The organism is Ectothiorhodospira sp. 9100 (assembly GCF_022227565.1).
GTDB classification, from domain to species: Bacteria; Pseudomonadota; Gammaproteobacteria; order Ectothiorhodospirales; family Ectothiorhodospiraceae; genus Ectothiorhodospira; species Ectothiorhodospira marina.
Genome location: NZ_JAJNAN010000015.1, coordinates 1 through 23,695, shown reverse-complemented (window position 1 = coordinate 23,695; position 23,695 = coordinate 1). Strand labels below are relative to the sequence as shown.

The window sequence follows — 23,695 nt, the reverse complement described above, 5'->3', positions numbered from 1 at the left end:
GGAACTCAGTCATCGGTTTTGGCATCCCGCATGTAGATCCAGCCCATGGGCGCCATCATCAGATACCCGCCAACAATCATGACCACAGCGTAGCCGGGAAAACGCCACTCAGGCGGATAGAAGCTGCCCACGCCGCCGGAGGCCAGCTCCAGAATACCGGTCATGGCGATGATGATGCCCGCGAAGCTGAGCAGGATCAGCCCCAGGCGCGTTCCGAATCCAACCATTGGTTTTGCCACGTGTATACCTGTCGATTCCTGAAGTTAAGCCCCTCTCCTCGTTCGAGGAAAGGGGGTTGGAATGAGGGAAAAACCCCGGCACAGTGCCCGCCGTGCCCCTCATCCCCGCCCTTCTCCCCGCGGGGGAGAAGGGAGTTTAACCCCTCATCTCCGAACACATTCTCACCTCAGGTAAGAAGGGAGTTCAGCCCCTCATCTCCGAACACATTCTCACCGCAGGTAAGAAGAGAGTTCAGCCCCTCATCTCCGAACACATTCTCACCGCAGGTAAGAAGGGAGTTCAGCCCCTCTCCCCTCCGGGGAGAGGGGTTGGGGTGAGGGGAGAGGGGCTTCTGGCCCCGCTCAATCCACTTCTGCCAGATGTCCCTTGGACTCCAGCCAGCCTCGGCGGTCGGAGGCGCGCTTCTTGGCCAGCAGCATGTCCAGCAGGGCGAGGGTGTCATCGCCGGCCTCAAGCGTCAGTTGGACCAGCCGGCGGGTATCCGGGGCCATGGTGGTCTCGCGCAGCTGCAACGGGTTCATCTCGCCCAACCCCTTGAACCGCGTCACTGCCACCTTGCCCTTCTTCTTCTCGGCCGCAATGCGCTGCAGGATGCCCTGTTTCTCGTCCTCGTCCAGGGCGTAGAAGATCTCCTTGCCCACATCCACCCGGAACAGCGGCGGCATGGCCACGTACACCCGCCCCTGCTCCACCAACGGCCGGAAATGCCGCACGAACAGGGCACACAACAGTGTCGCAATGTGCAGGCCATCGGAGTCCGCGTCCGCCAGGATGCAGATCTTGCCGTAACGCAGATCCTTGAGATCTTCGGCGCCTGGATTCACGCCAATGGCCACGGTGATGTCGTGGATCTCCTGGGAGGCAAGTATCTGGTCCGGATCCACCTCCCAGGCATTCAGGATCTTGCCCCGTAGGGGCATGATGGCCTGGAACTCCCGGTCCCGGGCCTGCTTGGCGGAGCCACCGGCGGAATCCCCTTCCACCAGGAACAGCTCGGTGCGACCCAGATCCTGGGCGGCGCAGTCGGCCAGTTTGCCTGGCAGGGTGGGCCCCTGGGTGACCTTCTTGCGGACCACCTTCTTGCCGGCCCGCATGCGCTTCTGGGCGCTGTTGATGGCCAGCTCGGCGATGCGCTCCCCGGCTCCCGGGTGTTGATTCAGCCAGAGGCTGAAGCTGTCCTTGACCACGCCGGAGATAAACGGAGCCGCCTCGCGGGACGACAAACGTTCCTTGGTCTGGCCGGCAAACTGGGGCTCAAGCATCTTGAAGGAGAGGATATAGGCCACATTCTCCCAGACGTCTTCCGGGGCCAGTTTCACGCCCCGGGGCACCAGGTTGCGGAATTCGCAGAATTCGCGCACTGCCTCGGTCAGGCCGGTGCGCAGACCATTCACATGGGTGCCCCCCTGGGCCGTGGGGATGAGATTGACATAGCTCTCGGCCACGCCCTCGCCCCCCTCAGGCAACCACACCACCGCCCAGTCCACCGCATCGGTCTCGCCGCTGACGCTCCCCATGAAGGGCTCATCGGGCACTTGCTCGGCGCCGTCCAGGGATTCCACCAGGTAATCCCGCAGGCCCGCCTCGTAGCACCAGTCGCAGCGCTCGCCGGTGATCTCGTCGAAGAAGGACACCGCAAGCCCAGGGCACAACACGGCCTTGGCCCGCAGGATGTGCTTGAGACGGGGCACGGAAAACCGGGGGGTATCAAAATACTGGCCGTTGGGCCAGAAGCGCAGGCAGGTGCCGGTATTGCGCTTGCCCACCTCGCCCACCACCTTCAGGTCGTTGACCTTGTGGCCGTCGGCAAAGCGCATGTGGTGTTCCTTGCCGTCACGCCGGATGGTGACTTCCAGCCTTTCCGACAGGGCATTCACCACCGACACGCCCACACCATGCAGACCACCCGAGAAGCGGTAGCTCTTATTGGAAAACTTGCCGCCGGCATGCAGCGTGCCCAGGATCACCTCCACCCCAGGGCGTTTTTCCTTGGGATGCAGGTCCACGGGCATGCCGCGACCGTTATCGGTGACCGATACGGAACCATCCGCGTGCAGGATCACGTCCATGCGATTGGCGTGACCCGCGATGGCCTCGTCCACGGAGTTGTCGATCACCTCCTGGGCCATGTGGTTGGGCCGGGAGGTATCGGTGTACATCCCGGGGCGCTTGCGCACCGGGTCGAGTCCGGAGAGGACTTCGATATCGGATGAGGTATAGGAAGATGAGGCGCTCATGCGCGTGCAATCGTCGTCTGCCAGGGCGCGGGTACTGTATGGGACATCATCGTGGGTGGCAAGTCCGGCACCCGGCCGCCTCCCCTGACCCGGGATGGAAACAGTGGTTCAAGCCCGGCTCAGAACATCAGCGCCATCATCTTGCGACGATAGTCATTCACCAGCGGATGCCGGGCTCCCAGCAACTCGAACGCCGCCAGCAGCCCCTTGTGGCCCGCATCCTCGCCATACTGGCGATGTTTTTTCATGAGTTGCATGAGCATGGCCAGACCCGGCTCGTATTCGCCTTCCAGAAGCCTCGCGGCCCCCACCCGGTGCAGTGCCTCCGGGTCGTCCGGGTGCTCGTCCAGGCGGGCCTCCAGGGCGGGGAGCTCTGCCAGATCGCCGCGCGCCCGGGCCAGCCGAAGCTCAGCGTCCACGCGCCGACCCGCATCCTCCTGGTGAAGATGCACGGGCACCGTTTTCATCACGGCCTCTGCCTCATCCACGCGGCCCAGCATCAGCAGGGCACGCGCCTGATCGATCTTGAGCGCCTCATCCTCCGGGTTGGCCTCGCGTGCAATCTCCAGTTGGGCCAGGGCGGCGTTGGCATCCCCCGCTTTCAGCGCTTCCCGTGCAGCCCCACGTGCCTCGGAACCCGGCCCGGGCAGGTGCTTCTCCAGCAACTGACGGATCGTGGACTCCGGCTGTACCCCCATGAACTGATCCACCGGTTCGCCATCTCGGAAGACCAATACGGTTGGGAGGCTGCGCACGCCATATTGAAGGGCCAGTTCCTGCTGCTGGTCGCTGTTCACCTTGGCGAGCACAAACCCACCGGCATATTCCTCGACCAGCTTGGCCAGGATGGGCATGAGCATCTGGCAGGGCTGACACCAATCCGCCCAGAAATCCACCAGTACCGGGCGCTGTTGCGAACCCTCGATGACGACGTCGTGAAAGTTGTCCTGGGTGACATCAATGATGGTCGGGGAAGTGCTCATGAGTGGACCTTGTACTGAACTTGTCTTGTACCAAATGGGTGTACCCCCAGCGGAGGGCCAGCGGATGCCTTTTTATTCTCGGGGCAAATATTCAGGTTTCAAGTCATCGGCGGGATCAACGACCATCGGACACATGCTGGATCAGCTGAACAATCTCACCCGCCGGACGGTAACCGGGAATCATGTCGCCACTCTCCAACACAATGGCCGGCGTGCCATTCACGCCCATCATCTGCCCCGCCCGCAGGTGTTCACGCACCGGCGTTTCACACGCATCCCGGTTGATGGAGTCACCGGACTTGGCCTGATCCATCGCCTGAGCGCGATCATCGGCACACCAGATGGACACCATCTTCTCGTAGGTCTCGGAGCCTTCACCAGCGCGGGGGAACATCAGGTAACGCACGGTCACACCCTGCTCATTCAGATCGGCCACCTCATCGTGCAAACGTCGGCAGTAGGGGCAGTCCACATCGGTGAAGACAGTGATGGCATGACGGGCCTCACCCTCGGCCGGAAAAACCACCATGCTGTCTTCGCTCAGGTCTTTCAGGATTTCCTGACGCCCCTGGGAACGGGCCGATGCGGTGAGATTCTGGCGTGTGTCCAGTTCCACCATCTCCCCCTCCAGCACGTAACGGCCATCCCCGCTCATATAGAAGATCTGCGCACCAAAGCGCACTTCGTACAGGTTCTCGATGGGGGTTTCACTCACGTTGCTGACCTGGGCGTTAGGCGCCAGGGTTTCGATGCGCTCGCGCAACTCGCGGGGAACATCGGCGTCGGCATGGGAAAGGCCCGGCAGGGCCAGCAGGACGATCATGACAAGGACAATGCGGTAGCTGGGCATGGTTCAACTCTTGGAATGTAGTAGGCCGCGGTCGCGGTGTCACCGGACTGAAACGCGGGTCATATTACTAGGGGCGCTGATCAAAAGACCATCCCGGAAGGCTTGGGTTCAGCCCCGGGGATGATGCGTCGCATGCAACGTCTTGAGCCGCTCCCGGGCCACGTGGGTGTAGATCTGCGTGGTGGAGAGGCTGGAATGCCCCAGCAGCATCTGTACGACCCGCAGATCGGCACCATGGTTGAGCAGGTGTGTGGCAAAGGCGTGTCGCAGGGTGTGAGGCGACAGAGGCTTGTGAATGCCCGCTGTCTGGGCATGACGGCGGATCATGTACCAGAAGGCCTGGCGAGTCATCCCCGCCCCACGGCGAGTCACGAACAGGGCCTCGGACTGTCCATGCCCCTGCATCAACCCCGGGCGGGATTCGGCCAGGTAACGCTCCAGCCAGTCCAGGGCCTCCTCCCCCAGGGGCACCAGGCGCTCCTTGCCCCCCTTGCCCTGGGTGCGTACCACACCATGGTTCAGACTCACCTGCCCGAGCCGCAAGCCCACCAACTCCGAGACACGCAGCCCCGTGGCATACAGCAGTTCCAGCATGGCCCGGTCACGCAGGCCCGTGGTGTCCTCCGTGTCCGGCGCCGCCAGGAGGGCATCCACTTCTGCCTCCGTGAGGCTATCCGGCAGGGGGCGACCCAGTCGCGGTGCGTCGATACGTACCGTGGGATCCTCACGGATCTGCCCGACTTGCAGCAAGTACCCATAGAAACGCCGCAGGGTGGAGAGCAGACGCGCCATGCTTCGGGGCCGAGCCCCCTGCTCGAGGCGCTGCGCCAGGTAAGCCAGCAACAGATACCGGTCCGCCCCAGCCAGATCCCCCCCCTGCCCGTCCAACCAGCGCTCCAGACCGGACAGGTCCGAACGATAGGCGGCCAGGGTATGCTCGCTCAGGCCATGCTCCATCCACATCGCGTCGAGAAACCGGTCGATCACCGGCAACGCCTGGGTCATTTATCATCCTTGGGGCGGCGCGGCAGCGTCGTGTCCTCCGCCGGTCCTTCATCGGCAGCAACGGTGGTCTGGGCAGCCTCTTCCAACGTCTTGGCCGGCCGGGAAGACTTGCCGGCGCCCCCCTGGGGGCTGGAATCATCGCTCCCCATGAAGGCCTTGAGCATGTCGAAGGGGAACGGGAAGACGATGGTGGAGGCATTATCCGTGGCCATGTCGCTCATGGTTTGCAGATAGCGCAATTGCAGCGCCTGAGGGTTGCCCGACATGATGTCAGCTGCCTCGGTGAGCTTGACCGCCGCCTGCAATTCACCCTGGGCGTGGATGACCTTGGCTCGCCGTTCACGTTCTGCCTCGGCCTGGCGGGCAATGGCGCGAATCATGCTCTCGTTGAGATCCACGTGCTTGATCTCCACATTGGCCACCTTGATGCCCCAGCTATCAGTCTGCTGGTCCAGGATGGTCTGAATATCGTCATTGAGCTTGTCCCGCTCCGAGAGCATCTCATCCAGGTCGTGCTTTCCCAACACCGAACGCAGGGTGGTCTGGGCCAGCTGACTGGTGGCGTTATTGAAGTCCTCCACCTGGATGATCGCCTTTTCCGGATCCACCACCCGGAAATAAAGCACCGCGTTGACCCGTACCGTCACGTTGTCCTGGGAGATGACGTCCTGGCTGGGCACATCCAGGGTGATCACGCGCAGATCCACGCGAACCATCTGTTGAATCCCGGGGATGACGATGATCAGGCCGGGGCCCTTCACCGCCTGGAAGCGCCCCAGAAAGAAGATCACGCCACGTTCATACTCAGGCAGGATCCGTATCGACAGGATCAGCAGGCCCAGAATCAGGGCCAGTGGGGCCAGAAGGGCTGTTATCATGTTGCAACTCCTGTTGAAGTTTCTTGATCAGAAACGGGCTCGACGGTCAGCGTCAGGCCGTTCATGCCGGTCACGCGGACCGCATCGCCCTTGGTGATGGGCACCTGAGACTGGGCCAACCAGGATTCGCTGTGCAGCCAGACCCGACCGGATCCCTTGGTGAAATCCTTCAAGGCCTCTCCCCGGGCCCCGATCAACTCCTCTCGACCAGTGGTCACCTGCCTGCCGCGCAATTTCATCAGTTTGCTGAGCACCCAGATGAAGAACACTGCGGACACCAGGGCCGTGCCACCAATCAGGGGGATGGAGATATGCAGGTTGGTCCCGTCCACCAGGATGATGGAGCCGACCACGAAAGCGGCGACACCTCCGATACCCAGTATTCCGAAGCTGGGCAGAAAAGCCTCGGCAATCATGAAGCCAATCCCCAGAACGATCAGCGCCAGACCCGCATAGTTGATGGGCAGAACCTGAAAGGCATACAGGGCCAGGACCAGACTGATGGCCCCCACCACCCCCGGGAAAATGCTGCCTGGATTGGCCAGTTCGAAGATGATGCCGTAAATGCCCACCAGCATGAGGATGTAGGCAATGTTCGGGTTGGTGATCACCGACAACAGGCGGGTTCGCCAGTCGGGTTCGATTTCCACCAGTTCCAGGTTTTCGGTATTGAGTTCCCGCTCACCCACGTCCATCTTCACCGTGCGACCATGAATCTGCCCCAGCAGGTCCCGAATATCCTCCGCCACCACATCGATCACGTTCTTTTCCAGGGCATCGGTGGCGGTCAGGTTCACGGCCTCGCGCACCGCCGCCTCGGCCCAGTCGGCGTTGCGCCCGCGCAACTCGGCCAAACCCCGGATGTAGGCCACGGCATCCTCCAGCACCTTGCGTTCCATGGCGGTCGCGCCGCGGCGGGGCTCCGAAGGATCGGCCTCCCCCTCACCGGTGGTTTCCGCATCGCCATCGGCGGCCTCATTGGCGCCGTTGCCATCCCCGTTATCGGATTCGCCCTGATCTTCATCGGGCATGCCGGGCGGACCTCCCATCTGCACCGGCGTGGCTGAACCCAGGTTGGTGGCCGGAGTCATGGCCGCCACATGGCTGGCATACAAAAGGTAAGTTCCGGCACTGGCGGCACGGGCCCCCGAGGGCGTGACATAGGTGGCCACGGGCACCGGGGAAGAAAGGATGGCCTTGATCATGTCCCGCATGGAGGTATCGAGCCCCCCCGGGGTGTCCATGCGGACCACCACGAGTTCGGCATTCATCTCCCGGGCTGATTGCAGTCCGCGTGCGAAGTAATCGCTGGTCGCTGGGCCGATGGCACCCTCCACGTCCAGCACCACACCCACCCCCCGTTCATCGTTGTTGCCGTTCTCCTGGGCGTGACTGAACAGGGCCCATCCGGCACCCACGAGCAGCAGCAGGCACCAGATCAGGAGTCGGCGGGCAAAGGGCGTTGCGAGTCGTTTCATGGGACCGGCCTAGCCTTCAAGCGTTGGGGCCAACAGGCATCAGAAGATTCTGACCATGGGAACCGGCGCAAGGTTTCCTTCCCTACGACCCGCTGTCCATCAGGGCGGCCAGATCACGGCTGAGCAATGCCTCATCGCCCAGGTTCAACTCCACCAGGCGACGCAGATGCTGGGCACTTTCCAGATCCATCTGGGTGACCCGCAGCCCCAGGTCATGGCCATCCATGCGCACCACCTGCACCATCACCAGAATGTTGTTCTCCGAATCCAGCGGCACGCGCAGATAACCATAGTCGCCCATCCTGCGGGGTGGCAGCAGGGAGGGGGTTCGCACCAGCACACCCTGCAGCGACAGATCCACCAGTTCCACGCGGATTTCATCGGGGCTGTCGAAGGTGAGAAAGGCCACACCCTCGAAGGTCACCCGGTGAAAATGCCGCCTGCCGTATTGCTCTTCCTCTGCCATGGTTTGCCTCACCATCGTGGCCATTACGCTGATCCTGTCAGCATTCGTTTACCGAGTATAGGATTGTGCGCTGCGTTTGTAAGGGCCGGTTCTCCTTACCGGGGGGATCAGTATAATGGCCGCTCCTCACGCTTTACCCAGGCCCCCCCCATGACCGAAACCGCGAAACCCTCCTCGCACAAACCTGTTGGACTGCTGCGCCGCATGGCCTGCTGGATGTATGACGGCCTGCTGGCGCTGTCGGCGCTGATGCTCACCACCCTGTTGGTGACCGTGGTCACCGGCCTGACCGTGGATCATCCCCTGTATCCCGCCTACGTGCTGCTCATCCTCGGGGTGGCGTTTTTTTATTTCGGCTGGTTCTGGACTCACAGCGGCATCACCCTGGCCATGCAGACCTGGCGCGTGCGCCTGGTGAATTTTCAGGGCCAGCCAGCCACCTGGGTGCAGGCCTTGCGCCGCTTTGTACTGGCCATGAGTCAGTGGATTTTCCTGCTGGGAGGCCTGCACGCCTGGCGTCAGGGCTGGTGGCCCGTGGCCCTGGTGGTGGCGCTGATCGTGGTGGCCGGCCTGATCTGGACCCTGCGCCACCCGCAAAAATTCATGCTCCACGACCGTTGGTCGGGCACACGCCTGATCCGACTGCCTGACCACAAGGCCGGACAGGTCTAGCGCACCCGCCGGATGGCCCACAGGGCAATCAACAAAAAGACGGCCATGGGCAACGCCGCCGCCAGCAGCGGCGGCATGCCGTACACCAACCCCATGTGATTCAGCATCCGATTCAGCAGGTGGAACCCCACGCCGATCAGGATGCCGATGAACAGGCGCTGCCCCGCCCCACCGGTGCGCAGCGAACCAAAGATGAAGGGAACGGCCAGCAGCAGCATCACCAGGCTGGACAGGGGCGTGGTGAAGCGTGTCCAGAAGGCCAGTTCATAGGGCGCCGATTCCAGGTTGTTATCACGCAGATAGCCGATATAGCGCGCCAGGGTCCAGGCGGACATCTGCCGCGGCTCCACCACAATCACGTCGAACAGTTCCGGGGCCAGCAAACGGTCCCACTGTTCAGTATCGGCACGTTCCACCTCCACACCCGCCACCGAGACATGACTGCGCACCACGTCCTCCATATGCCATTGTCCGTCCTGGTAGTGGGCACTGGCGATGCGGATGGACTCGGTCATGCGCATCGCGTCATCAAACCGATAAACCCGCAGATCGTGCAGCCGCAACCCCGGCATGATCACCCGCACGTTCAGGTAGTCATTCCCATCCCGGGCCCACAGTCCGATACCGCCCACCTGAATCTGGTCAGAATGGGAGAAGGTGCGCATGTTCTGGGCCTGACGCTCGCTGGCCGGGGCCACCACCTCGCCCAATAGCACTGCCGCCAGCATCAGGACCACACCCGCCTGCAGCGCTGCGGTGATGATGCGGGAAACTGACACCCCCGCCGCGCGCATGGCCGTGAGCTCGCTGTTCTCGGCCACCGTACCCAGGCTGAGCAAGGCACCGATGAGCACCGAGGTGGGGAACAACTCGTAGAGTCGGCGCGGTACCGTCAACCCCGTGTACAGCAGGGCCTGAATCCAGCCGTAGGCCCCCTCCCCGACATCGTCGATCTCGGCAATGAAGGCAAAACCCACATCCAGGGCGGTGAGCACCAGCAGCGCCAGCAGCGTACCGCCGATCACCTGCCGGGCAATGTAGAGGCGCAGGATGTTCATGCCAGTTTCGCCCGTCGCCAGCCGCGGAGCATCCAGTAGGTGCCGTACTGTCGCCACAGCAGCACCAACGCAACGGCCAGCAGGCTCAGGTGTACCCACCACATGCCCAGCCAGGCCGGGGTCTGACCGTCAGCAAACCAGTCCTTGGACATCATCTGCATCTGCGCATAGACAACGTAGATCCCCACCCCGGCAGCCAGCTTGGCGAACCGCCCCTGACGCGGCGAGGTGTAAGACAGCGGCAGGGCCAGAACGGCCAGCAGCAACATGGACAACGGCGCGGCCAAGCGCCATTGCAGTTCTGCCCGGTGCTCCAGGCGGTCGGATCCCCACAGCTGGGCAGTGGGCACATTATCCGTTCGATTGCGCACCGTCACGGCCCTGGGATCGGGCATGCGCACCCCATGAGTGGCGAATTGAATGATGCGAAAATCCGCATCTCCCGGGCTGCCTTCGTAGCGATGACCGTCGCGCAGCACCAGAAAGCGCTGACCACTGCCGGGGTCGATCTGCTGCTCGGCGCGGCGGGCGACCACCACCTCGGTGTCCTCACCCTGGCGCCGCTGAATGAAGACGTTATGCATCACCTCACGGTCATCGGAGAACGATTCCACGAAGAACACCGTGCCCCCCACACTACCGGCCTGCAGAAAGCGTCCGGGCGTGATTCCCATGAGATCCGAACGCTGCGCCGTCTCGGCGCGAATCTCATCCACCTGCAAGGTGGTCCAGGGGCCCACATACAGCGAGAGCGCTGCCAGCAGCACGCTCAGCGGCAGGGTAATCGACATCACGGTACCGAACAGCCGCCCATAGCCCACGCCGCAGGCCTTCAGCGCGGCCATCTCACTGTCCTTGTACAATCGTCCCAGGGTCAGCATCACCGCCAGGAACAGGGATACCGGCAGCAGCAGGATCAGGGCCCGGAACGAGCCCAGGACGAGAATCATCGGCAGCACATCCGCGGGGATGCGCCCCTCGGCCACTTCACCCAGCAGACGGGCCAGCATGCCGCCCAGGATGATCAGCAGCAACACCAGGATCACCGCCATCTGCGTGAACAGCATCTCGCGGATCAGGTAACGGTCCAATACCTTCAACGGCATCTCGAGTCACCCCGGTGCGGGGCGCGTTAACGGTGGAGGAGGATCCCCTATACTACTAGCCCCGGCACCGGGTAGGCCAACAACGCGCTGACCTGCCCAGTGACCCACAGCCCGGATTGCTGCATCATCGGGCTTTCTCAGTCTCTCTCGAGGAATGGCATGGAATTCTCAGTCGCAAGCAGTCAACCCCAGTCACAACACAGCCCCTGCATCGTTGCAGGGGTCTTCGAGCGCCGCAAGCTCTCCAACGCCGCCAAGGCCCTGGACCAGGCCACTGACGGCGCCATCAGCGCCCTGCTCAAGCGTGGCGACATGGATGGAGAACTGGGCCAGACTCTGTGGCTGCACCACGTGCCCGGAGAGCTTGCCGAGCGGATACTGCTGGTGGGCTGTGGCAAGGAGCGGGACCTGAGCGAGGCCGCCTTCCGCAAGCTGACCTCCCACATGATCGCCACCCTCAAGCAAAGCGGCGCCGCCACTGCCCACAATTATCTCACCGATCTGCCGGTCAAGGGCCGTGACCTGCCCTGGAAGATCTTCCAGAGCGTGCTGGTGGTGGAAGACTCCCTCTACCGCTTCGACGAGCTCAAGAGCAACAAGAAGAAGAACAAGACGGCCCTCAAGCAGATGGTGCTCAACGTGGAGGCGGAAGATGAACTGGACACCGCCGGGAAGATCCTGAAACGGGCCTGTGCCACCGCCAGCGGCATGCAACTGACTCGGGACCTGGGTAACCGCCCGGGTAATGTGTGCACCCCCGTGTATCTGGCAGACCAGGCCAAGGCCCTCAAAAAGGCCCACAAGGATCTGAAGGTGGACATCCTGGACGAAGAGGCCATGGAGAAGGAAGGCATGGGTGCCCTGCTGTCCGTCTCCCGGGGCTCCGAACAACCAGCCCGCCTGATCGTCATGGACTACCGCGGGGGCAAGAAGAACGACAAGCCGCTGGTCCTGGTGGGCAAGGGCATCACCTTCGACACCGGCGGCATCTCCATCAAGCCTGGCGAGGCCATGGATGAGATGAAATACGACATGGGCGGGGCCGCAGCCGTCATGGGCGCCATGAAGGCCTGCGCCGAGCTCAAGCTGCCCATGAACGTGATCGGCGTGATCGCCGCCGCCGAGAACATGCCCGATGGCCGCGCCACCAAGCCCGGCGACATCATCACCACCATGTCCGGCCAGACCGTGGAAGTCCTCAACACGGACGCCGAGGGCCGCCTGGTGCTCTGCGATGCCCTGACCTACGTGGAGCGTTTCGACCCCGAGGCGGTGGTGGACATGGCCACCCTCACCGGCGCCTGCATCATCGCCCTGGGCCACCAAGCCACCGCCGTACTGGGCAACAGCGCCTCCCTGACCAACGACCTGCTCACCGCCAGCCGCCAGACCCTGGACCGGGCCTGGGAACTGCCCCTCTGGGATGAATACCAGGAGCAACTCAACAGCAATTTCGCCGACATGGCCAACATCGGTGGCCGCCCGGCAGGCACCATCACCGCCGCCTGCTTCCTGTCTCGGTTCACCAAGAAATACAAGTGGGCCCACCTGGATATCGCCGGAGTGGCCTGGAAGAGCGGCAAGGAGAAGGGGGCGACGGGCCGACCCGTGCCTCTGGTGATGCAGTTCCTGTTCAACCGGGTGAAGGAATGAATACGGCCCTCACCCCAACCCCTCTCCCGCAAGCGGGAGAGGGGCTAAAGCCTCCTTTCCCTCACCAAAGAGAAGCTTGAAGACCCCTTCTCCCCTGAGGGGAGAAGGGCTGGGGATGAGGGGAGCGGCGGGCACCCAATCCAAAAAACTCACCACACCATGACAAGAGTCGACTTCTACCTCCTCAAAGGCACCCACGCCCAGCAGCGCCTCACCACCGTCTGCCGCCTGGTGCACAAGGCCTTCGGCCTTGGGCATCGGGTGCATATCCATACCTGCTCGCAACACGAGGCCCGGGCGCTGGACGACCTGCTGTGGACCTTCAAGGACGATGCCTTCATCCCCCACGGCATCAACCCTGACGATGCGCGAGTGCCCGTGAGCATCGGCCCCAATGCCCCGGAGGCTGCCCAGGTGCTGGTAAACCTGGCGCCCGAGGTGCCCGGGCAGTTCGAGCGCTTCGAGCGCGTGGCCGAGGTGGTCAATGAAGACCCCGCCATCCGCGACAGCGGTCGGGCACGGTTCCGCCACTACCGGGAGCAGGGTTGCGACCTGCATCACCACCCCTTGGGCAGGTGACCGACACCCCCAAAAAAGATTAATATAATCCGTCACTTTCGCCCCGCATCCGATACAGGCCCCATGGAAAAGACCTACGACCCCCGCGCCATCGAACAAACCGTCTACCAGGAATGGGAAACCCATGGCTGGTTCGCCGCCAGTGGCGAGGGGGACCCGTACTGCATCATGCTGCCGCCCCCCAACGTGACCGGCACCCTGCACATGGGGCATGCCTTCCAGGACACCCTGATGGACACCCTCATCCGCTATCACCGGATGTGCGGCGACAACACCCTGTGGCAAGGGGGCACCGACCACGCCGGCATCGCCACCCAGATGGTGGTGGAACGCCAACTGGCCCGGGAGGGGCAGTCCCGTCACGACCTGGGCCGCGACGCCTTTCTGGACAAGGTGTGGCAATGGCGTGAGCACTCCGGACATCAAATCCAGCAGCAGATGCGCCGCCTGGGCACCTCCATCGACTGGAGCCGGGAACGCTTCACCATGGACGATGGCCTGTCCGAGGCCGTGGCCGAGGTCTTCGTGCAACTGTTCGATGAGGGCCTCATCTACCGGGGCAAGCGCCTGGTGAACTGGGACCCGGTGCTGCACACCGCCGTGTCCGACCTGGAAGTGCTCTCCGAGGAAGAACAGGGCAAGCTCTGGCACATGCGCTACCCCCTGGCCGACGGCTCCGGCCATCTGGTGGTGGCCACCACCCGACCCGAGACCATGCTGGGCGACACCGCCGTGGCGGTGAACCCGGAGGACGAGCGCTACCGGCACCTGATCGGCAAGGAAGTGGAACTGCCGCTCACCGGCCGGCGCATCCCGGTGATCGCCGATGACTACGTGGACCCGGAATTCGGCTCCGGCTGCGTGAAGATCACCCCCGCCCACGACTTCAATGACTACGCCGTGGGCACCCGGCACGACCTGCCCATGATCAACATCTTCACCATCGATGCCAAGATCAACGACGGGGCCCCCGAGGCCTACCGGGGACTGGACCGCTTCGAGGCCCGCGAGCGGGTGATTCAGGACCTGGAAGCCCAGGGCCTGATGGAGCGCATCGACGATCACAAGCTCATGGTGCCCCGGGGCGATCGCAGCGGCGCCGTCATCGAACCCTTCCTCACCGACCAGTGGTACGTGAAGGCGGGCCCGCTGGCCGAGCCGGCCATCCGGGCGGTGGAAGAGGGCCGCATCCGGTTCGTGCCGGAGAACTGGAACAAGACCTACTTCGAGTGGATGCGCAACATCGAGGACTGGTGCATCTCCCGGCAGATCTGGTGGGGCCATCGCATCCCCGCCTGGTACGACGACGCCGGCAACATCTACGTGGCCCGCAGCGAGGAAGAGGCCCGCGGCAAGTACAGCCTGGGCTCGGACGTGAACCTCACCCGCGATCCCGACGTGCTGGACACCTGGTTCAGCTCCGCCCTGTGGCCCTTCTCCACCCTGGGCTGGCCCGAAAAGACCCCGGAGCTCAAGACCTTCTACCCCACCTCGGTGCTGGTGACCGGTTTTGACATCATCTTCTTCTGGGTGGCCCGCATGATCATGATGGGCCTCAAGTTCATGGACGATGTCCCCTTCAAGGAGGTGTATGTCACCGGCCTGATCCGGGATGCCGAAGGCCAGAAAATGTCCAAGTCCAAGGGCAATGTGCTCGACCCCATCGACCTCATCGACGGCATCACCCTGGATGACCTGCTGGCCAAGCGCACCCAGGGTCTGATGCAGCCGCAGATGGAAAAGCGCATCGCCAAGGCCACAAAGAAGCAATTCCCCGATGGCATCCCCGCCTTTGGCACCGATGCCCTGCGCTTCACCCTGGCGGCCCTGGCCTCCAGCGGCCGTGACATCAAGTTCGACCTGGGCCGCATCGAGGGCTACCGCAACTTCTGCAACAAGCTGTGGAACGCGGCCCGCTACGTGCTCATGAACACCGAGGGGCAGGACACCGGCGTGAACGGCGGTGAGGTGGAACTCTCCCTGGCCGACCGCTGGATCACCTCCCGACTCCAGGTCACCATTACCGAGGTCCACCGCCACCTGGCGGAATACCGTTTCGACCTGGCCGCCCGCGCCCTGTACGAATTCACCTGGCATGACTACTGCGACTGGTATCTGGAGCTGTGCAAGCCGGTACTCACCGGCGAGGACAGCAGCGAGGCCGCCCGCCGCGGCACCCGCCAGACCCTGGTGCGGGTGCTGGAGACCCTGCTGCGACTGATGCACCCCATCATGCCCTTCATCACCGAGGCCATCTGGCGCCAGGTGGCCCCGCTGGCCGGTCGCGAGGGTGCCACCATCATGCACCAGCCCTATCCCCAGGTGGACGAGGCCGCCCGGGACGCCCAGGCGGACAAGGAAATCGAGTGGGTGAAGAACTTCATCCTGGGCATGCGCCGCATCCGCGCCGAGATGGACATCAGCCCCGGCAAGCCCCTGCCCGTGCTGCTGCACAACTGGCAACCGGAGGATCAAACCCGCTTCCAGTCCAGCCGCGCCTTCATCGAATTCCTGGGCAAGCCCGAGTCCGTGCAATGGCTGCACGGCGAGGAGCCCCCGGAGTCCGCCATGGCCCTGGTGGGCGAGATGCACCTGCTCATCCCCCTGGCCGGCCTGATCGACAAGGAGGCGGAGATCGCCCGGCTGGAAAAGGAAGTGGCCAAGGTGCAGAAGAACCTCACCCAATGCCGGGGCCGACTGGAAAACCCAAGCTTCGTGGACCGCGCCCCCGCCGATGTGGTGGAGAAGGAACGCACCCGGGTGGCCGAGATGGGCGCCAGCCTGCGGGAACTGGAAGGGCAGCTGGAGAAGATCCGGCGGTTGTGAGGCTTGTCGGAGGCATCGTGCCCACCGCTTCCCCCTCATCCCCAACCCTTCTCCCCTGAGGGGAGAAGGGAGTTTTGACTCCTCCCTCTGGCGGGAGAGGGGTTGGGGTGAGGGCCCGAGCACCCCTCTTGTCACTTTCCCTACAATGCCGAGTCTCGCCCTCCACCGCATCGCCTGATTTTACAAAAAAACAAGCACTTGAAAACCAAACCCTCCTGGCCCGCTCCTTGCTAGACATTCAGCACAACACCCAATCAAGGAGCCCCTTCGTGACCCACCCCAACCTTCACCCCGACGCCGCCAACGCCCGCTACATCAGCTTCAAGGACCTGGACTGCGACGGCAACGCCCGCCTGGTCATGAGCCTGATCGAGGAGTTCACTGCCGACCCCGAACAAAAGTCCCCCTTCTGGGACTACTTCCTGGGCAAGCGCAATCCCAAATCGGGCCCCAAGCCCGACGACCTGTTCCTGATCCACGCCAACATCAACCAGATCCGCGAACTCTTCGAGGAGTGTGGCGACGACGACGCCCAGGCCCTACTCACCTGGGTGGAGGAAGCCTGCTGCTGAAACCGACTTTTCAGCAAAACTCAGGCCCGCACAACAGATACTAACGCTACCGTTTCGGTGCTAGACTGACTGGTCTCCTTCCCCGCCCACGCCTTCAAGGACCTGGTTCTCAGGAAGCGATGTCACCCCTCAGCACCCATGAAAAGGCCCGTACCATCCAGGTGGGGCGTCAGGCCATATTCGATCGCGATCTCAACGTGTTCGCTTACGAACTCCTCTACAGGGATGCTCAGGGGGACTGTCGCATCACTGACGTGGATCACGCCTCATCCATGACGCTGCTGAATGCCTTCATGGAGATGGGCCTGGATCGCGTGGCAGGCCCACACAAGGCCTTCATCAACCTCACACGGCATTTTTTCGTGAACATGCCACCGGTCCCCTTCGACCGCGAGCGGGTGGTGCTGGAGATCCTGGAAGATGTGGAGGTGGATGACGCCCTGCTGGCTGGCGTGGCCAACATGCGCGAACAGGGTTTCAAACTGGCGCTGGATGATTACGCCTTCCAGCCGCCGCTCAAACCCCTGCTGTCGAAAGTGCATTACATCAAGGTAGAGATCAATTCCGACACCCTCCCCGTATTGGCCAGGGAATTACCCGGCCTGCGCGCTGGCGGCGCCCGCCTGCTGGCCGAGAAAGTGGAAACCCGGGAGCAGTTCGAACAACTCAAGGAAATGGGCTTCGACTACTTTCAGGGCTACTTTTTCGCCCGACCGGTCATGATTCAGTCCCGCCGAGTGGAGGAAAACGCCTCCATGGTCATGCAACTCATTGCCCGTTTGAATGACCCCAACGTCCCCATCAACGAAGTGGTCAGCCTGGTCTCTCGCGACCCGGCACTCAGCTACAAGGTGCTGCGCTATGTGAACTCCAGCGCCGTCGGGCTGCGCACCCGCGTGCAGTCAATACAACATGCAGTGGTCTTGATGGGCCTGCAACGCATCAGGGCCTGGGCAACCCTGTTCGCGATGTCCGGACTGGATAGCCGCCCCAGCGAAATCATCAACCTGGGCCTGCTTCGCGCCAATCTGTGTGAGCGCCTGTGCCGACTCATCGGTCAGGGGACGCCGGAAACCGCCTATACCGTGGGTTTACTGTCGATCCTGGATGCGATGATTGGTCTACCCTTTCCGGATTTCATGGATGAACTCCCCCTGGCCGACGAGATCAAGAAGGCCATCACCGAACAGAGCGGCCTTTATGGCCAACTCCTGAAGGATGCCGTCGCCCTCGAAAACAACCAATTGCCTCATGCGGTATGCGCAGAGCTTGATCCAAACGACACCGTCGAAGCCTTCGCCGCCAGCTCCGACGCCGCCTTCCAAACCCTGGCACTGATGGACACCTCCCCCAGCCACTCGTGATACCTCACGTTCTGGAGTGGCCCACCACGCAGGGAGGGCTGCGTGGTATTTCGCCGTCGGTCATCCATCCCGATCATGCGGGTATCGATATCTTTTGGGATACAGACTTCCTCAGTCTGATAGTTTGACTCCACCAATACGATAAAAAGCCCCGTCAAGGCCTTTGATCGGCCCCTGGGGCACACCACCAAGGGAGTCCGACATGACCATGCCATTCAAGGGTGCAACGATCGCCCTGTTCGTCTCTGGCGCCGTGGGCGCATCCGCTACCGCCCAGGCCACCAACGCCATGAACATGGACGCCTACGGGGCCATTGCCGGCGGCATGGGCGGGGCTGGCCTGGCCCACGAGACAGGTAACTCCGCCGTGATGAACAACCCGGCCACCCTGGGCATGCGCCGTGGCGAGGTGAACACCGTAGGCTTGGGCTACGCCCTGCTGGCCCCGCGAGTGACCGCCGAGCACCCCCAGGCGGGCAAGGACAAGAGCCGCGCCCGCACCTTTCACATGCCGTCCGTATCCTACATCCGCACCCAGGATCGCTTCAGCTTCGGCGCCGCCGTGATGGCCCAGGGCGGCATGGGCACCGACTACCGCACCGGGTCATCCCTGTTCTCCGGCGGAACATCCATGATGGGGGAGATGGTGCCCCTATCGGGCGAGCCCATCAAATCGGAGCTGAGCATGGGCCGCGTCATGTTCCCCCTGGCCTTCCGGGTGAGCGACCGTGTGGCAGTGGCGGCCCAGCTGGATTATGTCTGGGCGGCGCTGGACCTGCAGATGGATTTCGATGGCCAGACCTTCGGCATGTTGGCGCAACCAGGCGGCACACCCAACCTGGGCTCGGCCAGCGGCAGCATGATCACGGAACGCTTTCAGCCAGCAGTCCAGGCAGGGAACATCCAGGATGTGAGCTACGCCCGGTTCGATTTCAATCGAGATAACCGCTTTCGGGGTGAGGCTAATGGAACGGGACTGGCAGGCAAGCTGGGCATCGTGGTCAAGGCCACCGATCGCGTCACCCTGGGCGCCAGCTACCACACCCGCACCCGGCTGGACGACCTGTCCAGCAGCAGCGCCAGACTGAGCCTCGGGGTGCTCCCCCAAGACAGCACGGACTTCCAGACCCAGACCGTCTCGGGCCGCATCCAGGTCAATGACTTCCAGTGGCCGGAAAGCTATCACCTGGGCGTCGCCTTCCAGGCCACCGACCGCCTGCTGTTGGCAGGGGATATCCGCCATGTACTCTGGTCGGACGTGATGAAGAGCCTGGACATGACCTTCACCGCCGACAACACCCCCGAGAACGGCGACTTCGCCGGGGCGCAACTGGACACCTCCCTGACCCAGCGCTGGAAGGATCAGACCGTGATCGCCCTGGGCGCCGCCTACCGGGTGAACGAGCGCTGGACTGTGCGCGGCGGCACCAACTACGCCAGCAATCCCATCCCCGACGAGACCGTCAACCCGCTGTTCCCCGCCATCGTGCAGCACCACCTGACCGGCGGCTTCAGCTACCGGTTCTCACCCCAAAGCGCCCTGCACGCCTCCCTCACCTACGCCCCCAAGGTCACCGTCACCCAGACTGGCCCAGCCTTTGGAGGCACGCGGATCTCCCACAGCCAGACGGTGTATCGGGTGAACTATGGGTATCGGTTCTGAGGGGCTTGAGCAGTTCCAGCGGGGGGCGGCCTCAATACAAATACTGCTGAAAATCCACAAAGACTTCCCGAATATTGCCCACGGGTCCCAACTCCTGCACGGCATCGCCGACGCTGTGGTACTTCAACTCGATCAACTGCGGCAGCTTGGCCGTGTCCAGCTCGCTGACGCCCTGGGCCACATAGTGATCAAGGACGAATCTCAGGAACTCCCGCTGTCTGTAGTCGTGGCCATGGAAGATGCGCTCCTTGTGGGCATCCACGCGCTCGGCCCGGCTCACCGGCGCCATGTTGAAGGCGATGTAGGCCAGCACATCGTAGAGATCACTGTGCTCGGCCTCGATCAGCTTGCCGACGTCGGCCAGCTGTTGCCTGCCGTAGCCCTTCTCCTCCAGCCCCTCCAGGAGCTTCCTGCGGGTATCCGGGCGGCCCCACAGGCGGCGTAATTCGTCCTCGTCCTTGAACAATTCGGGCAGATCGCCGAACAGGCGCTGTATGAACTCGGCTGCTGAAATGGGCTTGCCGTCCGGACCCCAGAAGCTCGTGGCAGTCATGTGCTGGAGGGTGCGTTCCTTGCCATCGGCCAGCCGGATCTTCACCTTGCGGCGTTTCTCGCAAAGGCAGGGCCTCTCGCCGCAGACCTGGCAAGGTTCCGGCGGTTCCTTCTCGCACACACAAGGCTGCTCGCCACACACCGTGCAAGGCTGGGGCGGCGGCCTGGTGCAACTGCACGGGTTGTGACCGCATTGTTCGCAGGGCTCGGGGGGCAACGGCTCCCCATCCCACTCCGGATCACTGAAGTGCTCGTAGGCCTTCACAAAATCGTGGATCGTGAAATAGTCCTTGCCATCGAACAGCCGCGTGCCCCGGCCGATGATCTGCTTGAACTCGATCATGCTGTTCACCGGCCGCATCAGCACGATGTGGCGGACATTCCTGGCGTCCACGCCGGTGGAGAGCTTCTGCGAGGTGGTGAGGAGGGTCGGGATGGTCTTTTCGTTGTCCTGGAACTGCTTCAAGAAGCGTTCCCCTTCCTTGCCGTCGTTCGCTGTGACGCGCTCGCAATAATGGGGATCGGTGCTGGTCTTGAGATGGTTGATCAGGTCGCGGACCGCCAGGGCATGTTCCTGGGTGGCGCAAAACACCAGCGTCTTCTCCCGCGGGTCGATCTGGTCCATGAACAGCTTCACCCGATACCGTTCACGTTCCGCAATCTCGATGACGCGGTTGAAGTCATCTTCCCTGTAGCGCCGACCTGACTCGACCTCGCCCTCGATGACCTGGTCATCGGGCGCATAGACATAGTCATCCAGCGTCGTGGCGATCTGCCGGACCTTGAAGGGCGTCAGGAAGCCATCGTTGATGCCTTCCTTCAGGGAGTAGATGTAGACCGGCTCGCCGAAGTAGGCGTAGGTATCGGTGTTGTGCGTGCGCTTGGGGGTGGCGGTCAGCCCGAGAGCTGCACGGCGGGCTCGAAGTACTCCAGGATGCCCCGCCAGTGGCTCTCATCGTTGGCGCCGCCCCGGTGGCATTCATCGATGATGATGAAATCGAAGAAATCTGCCGGAAATTGCTCATAATTGGCCCCGAAGTTGGGTGCCGGATGGCCCGCTGCATCGCGCCCGGTCATGAACGTCTGGAAGATCGTGAAGAAGACGTTCCCGTTCTTGGGCACACGACCCTGCTTGCGGATGATCTCCGGATCGATACGAACCAGGGCGTCCTCGGGAAAGGCAGAAAAATCGTTGAAGGCCTGATTGGCCAGGATGTTCCGATCCGCCAGAAACAGGATGCGCGGCTGCCGACCAGGCGTGCCCGTGGCGCGTGCCGTCAGACTCCAGCGGGCATGAAAGAGCTTCCAGGCAATCTGGAAGGCGATGGCGGTCTTGCCGGTACCGGTGGCCAGGGTCAGAAGGATGCGATCTCGACCCGCCGCAACGGCCTCCAGCGCCTGGTTGATGGCGTTGTGCTGGTAATAGCGCGCCTGCCAGAACCCACCCTTGTCCTCGAAGGGGACCGCGCCGAAGCGTTCCCGCCAGGTGTCTTGAACACCGGCACCCAAGCCGAAGGTCTCCACCCACAGCCCATCGGGAGAGGGCCGGGCATCCACCGGCCCCTCCGTGCCCGCACGCATGTCCACCCGGTAGATGCCGTCGCCGTTGGTGGCGTAGGCAAATCGAGTCTGCAAGCGCTCGGCATAGCGCTTGGCCTGGGCCAGCCCCTCGGTCACCGGCAAGCTGAGTTTCTTGGCCTCGATCACCGCAAGCTTCTGGCCGCGATAGATCAGCACATAGTCGGCGATGTCCTGCCTGGCCCGTTTGCCGCCGCCCTGTAGCCGACCGAGGGTGATCACCTCACGCCGCACCCGGCTGGCCTCCATCACACCCCAGCCTGCCTCCTTCAGGGCCGGGTCGATGAGTTCCGCGCGGGTTTCGGCTTCGTTGAGGCCGGCTTCCTTCACTCTCGGGCTCCAGCCAGCATGTTCATGATCAGGCGGATCATCGTCTCTTTGTTGGCGGCATCGGACTCGGCCACCAGCAGGGTCAGGGCCGCAAGGCCCACATCGTTGATCACCGGCTCACCCGCCACATTCAGCAAGCGGCCATTGCGGTGGAGGAAGTCCACAAACAGATAGGCCGCGCTGCGCTTGTTGCCATCGGAAAACGGGTGGTTCTTGATCACGAAATACAGCAGATGCGCGGCCTTGGCCTCCAGGCTGGGGTAGGCTGGCTCACCAAACACGCTCTGATCCAGGTTGCCCAGCAGCGAGTCCAGACCGTCGCCCCGGTCCCGGGCGAACAGATCGGTGGCTTCGCCGCGGGCCATGAGCTCGGATTTCAGACTGTCCAGCGCGGCCCGCGCCTGTTCCAGTGTGGGCAGGCTTCCACCCGGCTGGGCACGTGGCTCGGTCAGCAGGCCCTCGTCGTAGCGCTGCAGCAGCAGAAAGGTCTGGGCGTAGCGGCTGACGATATCCACCAGGCCACGACCGCTGCCCGCGTCCAGTGCCGGGCTTTGCGCGGCCTTGCGCACCAGCGCCAGGGCCGCCTCCAGTTCGCGGGCGTTTTCCTCGAAGCGCTGGCGGCTCAGGGTCCAGCCCTGGGTGAGGTGTTCGCGCAGGGTGCGGGTGGCCCACTGGCGGAACATTACGGCGCGGCGTGAGTTCACCCGGTAGCCAACAGAGATGATGGCGTCGAGATTGTAGTGCTCAATCTGCCTGACGACCTGGCGCTTTCCCTCGGCTCGAACTGTTTCCAAAATGGAAACAGTTGCCTCCCGTTCCAGTTCGCCATCCTGATAGATGTTCTTCAGATGCTTGGATACCGCCGCCTTCTGCACATCGAAGATCACCGTCATCTGCTCTTGGGTCAGCCAGACGGTCTCGCGGTCTGCGTCCAGCCGTACCTCAACGGCCTTGTCGGCGTCCTCGAAGATGATGATGGGGGCTTGGGTTTCGGCGATCATGCCACTTCCTCCTTGTTGTGGATTGCATTGGATACTTCCTTGCCTGCGGTGAGTTCGCCGGAGAAGGCTTTTTGAAGGAGGGATTGTTTCAATTCAGCCAATGAATCCAGCTTCTGCTTGAAGTTGAGTTCGAGCTCCAGCGTTGTCGACTCTAAATTCTCGAGGCGAGCAACAATATCACGCTGTTTTTCCATCGAAACCAAAGGGATGCGAATCTTCTTCAACTAAAGTTTCCGAGATCCCGTCACGCTGCGAGTTCCAGTAGCCGCGCGATCAGGGTATTTTGTGGGGGTTTGGGCGAATCCGAGCAACGGATACCAAAACCCTCATTGCTGAGGTCACGTGCCAGGGCTCGGCGCAGGTCGGCGAACGCATATTCGGACCGTTCCTGGGTAGCGTAACGGCGTGGTGGCGCCTTTTCCAGGTGCTGGCCGTACACCCAGGTGAGCGTGGTGGCCATCATGCAAAAATGCAGGTGGTTGGTGACCGCCTCGGGCGTGCGAGTCTGGGTCTGGGCGCTGCCGATCTCCTGTTTAATCTCGCGAAATCCGGACTCGATACCCCATCACCAAGACCGCCATAGAAGTATTTTTGACAACCCCAA

The 23,695-nt window shown here is 62.8% G+C and carries 20 protein-coding genes and 1 pseudogene; 7 read left to right on the top strand and 14 right to left on the bottom strand.

Annotated features, from left to right (window positions below; translation table 11 throughout):
* Nucleotides 1-5: 5 nt before the first annotated feature.
* The 8 genes from LPW29_RS06660 to LPW29_RS06620 all read right to left on the bottom strand — a co-directional run bounded on the left by LPW29_RS06660 (nt 6) and on the right by LPW29_RS06620 (nt 8,137).
* A complete protein-coding gene (locus LPW29_RS06660; RefSeq protein WP_143050467.1) occupies nt 6-239 on the bottom strand; it encodes a hypothetical protein in 234 nt (77 codons plus the stop codon).
* A 342-nt stretch (nt 240-581) separates the two neighbouring features.
* Complete coding sequence (gene parE, locus LPW29_RS06655) at nt 582-2,477, bottom strand: DNA topoisomerase IV subunit B (RefSeq protein WP_238627372.1); 1,896 nt, start codon at nt 2,475-2,477, stop codon at nt 582-584.
* A 119-nt stretch (nt 2,478-2,596) separates the two neighbouring features.
* Nucleotides 2,597-3,460 carry a thioredoxin gene (gene trxA / locus LPW29_RS06650; RefSeq protein ID WP_238627371.1) on the bottom strand — a complete coding sequence of 288 codons (864 nt, stop codon included), beginning with the start codon at nt 3,458-3,460 and terminating at the stop codon, nt 2,597-2,599.
* A 115-nt stretch (nt 3,461-3,575) separates the two neighbouring features.
* Nucleotides 3,576-4,310, bottom strand: coding sequence for a DsbC family protein (locus LPW29_RS06645; protein WP_238627370.1), 735 nt, complete (start codon nt 4,308-4,310; stop codon nt 3,576-3,578).
* Between the two features lie 108 nt (nt 4,311-4,418).
* Nucleotides 4,419-5,315 carry a site-specific tyrosine recombinase XerD gene (gene xerD / locus LPW29_RS06640; RefSeq protein WP_238627369.1) on the bottom strand — a complete coding sequence of 299 codons (897 nt, stop codon included), beginning with the start codon at nt 5,313-5,315 and terminating at the stop codon, nt 4,419-4,421.
* Nucleotides 5,312-6,193, bottom strand: coding sequence for a slipin family protein (locus LPW29_RS06635; RefSeq protein WP_238627368.1), 882 nt, complete (start codon nt 6,191-6,193; stop codon nt 5,312-5,314). Before LPW29_RS06635 ends, xerD begins: the two co-directional genes overlap by 4 nt.
* Nucleotides 6,190-7,671, bottom strand: a complete 1,482-nt coding sequence (locus LPW29_RS06630) for an NfeD family protein (RefSeq protein WP_238627367.1) — start codon at nt 7,669-7,671, stop codon at nt 6,190-6,192. The genes LPW29_RS06635 and LPW29_RS06630 overlap by 4 nt, the downstream gene beginning before the upstream one ends.
* Nucleotides 7,672-7,753: 82 nt before the next feature.
* Entirely contained in the window at nt 7,754-8,137 is a 384-nt protein-coding gene (locus LPW29_RS06620) for a PilZ domain-containing protein (RefSeq protein ID WP_255705692.1), read from the bottom strand.
* Between the two features lie 150 nt (nt 8,138-8,287).
* Between LPW29_RS06620 and LPW29_RS06615 the strand changes: the two genes are divergently transcribed.
* Nucleotides 8,288-8,809 (top strand): RDD family protein, encoded by a 522-nt coding sequence (locus LPW29_RS06615; RefSeq protein WP_090254084.1) that lies wholly within the window; start codon nt 8,288-8,290, stop codon nt 8,807-8,809.
* Here the strand turns inward: LPW29_RS06615 and lptG are convergent.
* The gene (gene lptG, locus LPW29_RS06610; RefSeq protein WP_238627366.1) at nt 8,806-9,867 is read right to left on the bottom strand and encodes an LPS export ABC transporter permease LptG; all 1,062 of its coding nucleotides are present in this window, start codon (nt 9,865-9,867) and stop codon (nt 8,806-8,808) included. The two genes, LPW29_RS06615 and lptG, sit on opposite strands and share 4 nt — an antisense overlap.
* A complete protein-coding gene (gene lptF, locus LPW29_RS06605; RefSeq protein WP_090254080.1) occupies nt 9,864-10,973 on the bottom strand; it encodes an LPS export ABC transporter permease LptF in 1,110 nt (369 codons plus the stop codon). Before lptF ends, lptG begins: the two co-directional genes overlap by 4 nt.
* A 159-nt stretch (nt 10,974-11,132) precedes the next feature.
* Between lptF and LPW29_RS06600 the strand changes: the two genes are divergently transcribed.
* The 6 genes from LPW29_RS06600 (at nt 11,133) to LPW29_RS06575 (ending at nt 19,630) form a co-directional block, all read left to right on the top strand.
* Nucleotides 11,133-12,626: a leucyl aminopeptidase gene (locus LPW29_RS06600; protein ID WP_238627365.1), complete on the top strand. Its 1,494-nt coding sequence runs from the start codon at nt 11,133-11,135 to the stop codon at nt 12,624-12,626.
* Nucleotides 12,627-12,785: 159 nt separating this feature from the next.
* Entirely contained in the window at nt 12,786-13,205 is a 420-nt protein-coding gene (locus LPW29_RS06595; RefSeq protein WP_238627364.1) for a DNA polymerase III subunit chi, read from the top strand.
* Nucleotides 13,206-13,268: 63 nt separating this feature from the next.
* Nucleotides 13,269-16,031 carry a valine--tRNA ligase gene (locus LPW29_RS06590; protein ID WP_238627363.1) on the top strand — a complete coding sequence of 921 codons (2,763 nt, stop codon included), beginning with the start codon at nt 13,269-13,271 and terminating at the stop codon, nt 16,029-16,031.
* Between the two features lie 269 nt (nt 16,032-16,300).
* Nucleotides 16,301-16,603 carry a N(2)-fixation sustaining protein CowN gene (gene cowN / locus LPW29_RS06585; protein WP_090254072.1) on the top strand — a complete coding sequence of 101 codons (303 nt, stop codon included), beginning with the start codon at nt 16,301-16,303 and terminating at the stop codon, nt 16,601-16,603.
* 119 nt (nt 16,604-16,722) lie between these two features.
* Entirely contained in the window at nt 16,723-17,967 is a 1,245-nt protein-coding gene (locus LPW29_RS06580) for an EAL and HDOD domain-containing protein (RefSeq protein ID WP_238627362.1), read from the top strand.
* A 202-nt stretch (nt 17,968-18,169) separates the two neighbouring features.
* Complete coding sequence (locus LPW29_RS06575; protein ID WP_238627361.1) at nt 18,170-19,630, top strand: OmpP1/FadL family transporter; 1,461 nt, start codon at nt 18,170-18,172, stop codon at nt 19,628-19,630.
* Nucleotides 19,631-19,661: 31 nt separating this feature from the next.
* On the opposite strand, the pseudogene hsdR reads toward LPW29_RS06575, so the two are convergent.
* From hsdR to LPW29_RS06550, 4 genes and pseudogenes are all read right to left on the bottom strand, one after another.
* Nucleotides 19,662-22,090 (bottom strand): annotated as a pseudogene (gene hsdR, locus LPW29_RS15630) (EcoAI/FtnUII family type I restriction enzme subunit R).
* Complete coding sequence (gene rhuM / locus LPW29_RS06560) at nt 22,087-23,091, bottom strand: RhuM family protein (RefSeq protein ID WP_238627358.1); 1,005 nt, start codon at nt 23,089-23,091, stop codon at nt 22,087-22,089. The pseudogene hsdR and the gene rhuM overlap by 4 nt, the downstream one beginning before the upstream one ends.
* Nucleotides 23,088-23,315 carry a restriction endonuclease subunit S gene (locus tag LPW29_RS06555; protein WP_238627357.1) on the bottom strand — a complete coding sequence of 76 codons (228 nt, stop codon included), beginning with the start codon at nt 23,313-23,315 and terminating at the stop codon, nt 23,088-23,090. The genes rhuM and LPW29_RS06555 overlap by 4 nt, the downstream gene beginning before the upstream one ends.
* A 20-nt stretch (nt 23,316-23,335) precedes the next feature.
* Entirely contained in the window at nt 23,336-23,554 is a 219-nt protein-coding gene (locus LPW29_RS06550) for a hypothetical protein (RefSeq protein ID WP_238627356.1), read from the bottom strand.
* Nucleotides 23,555-23,695 lie beyond the last annotated feature (141 nt).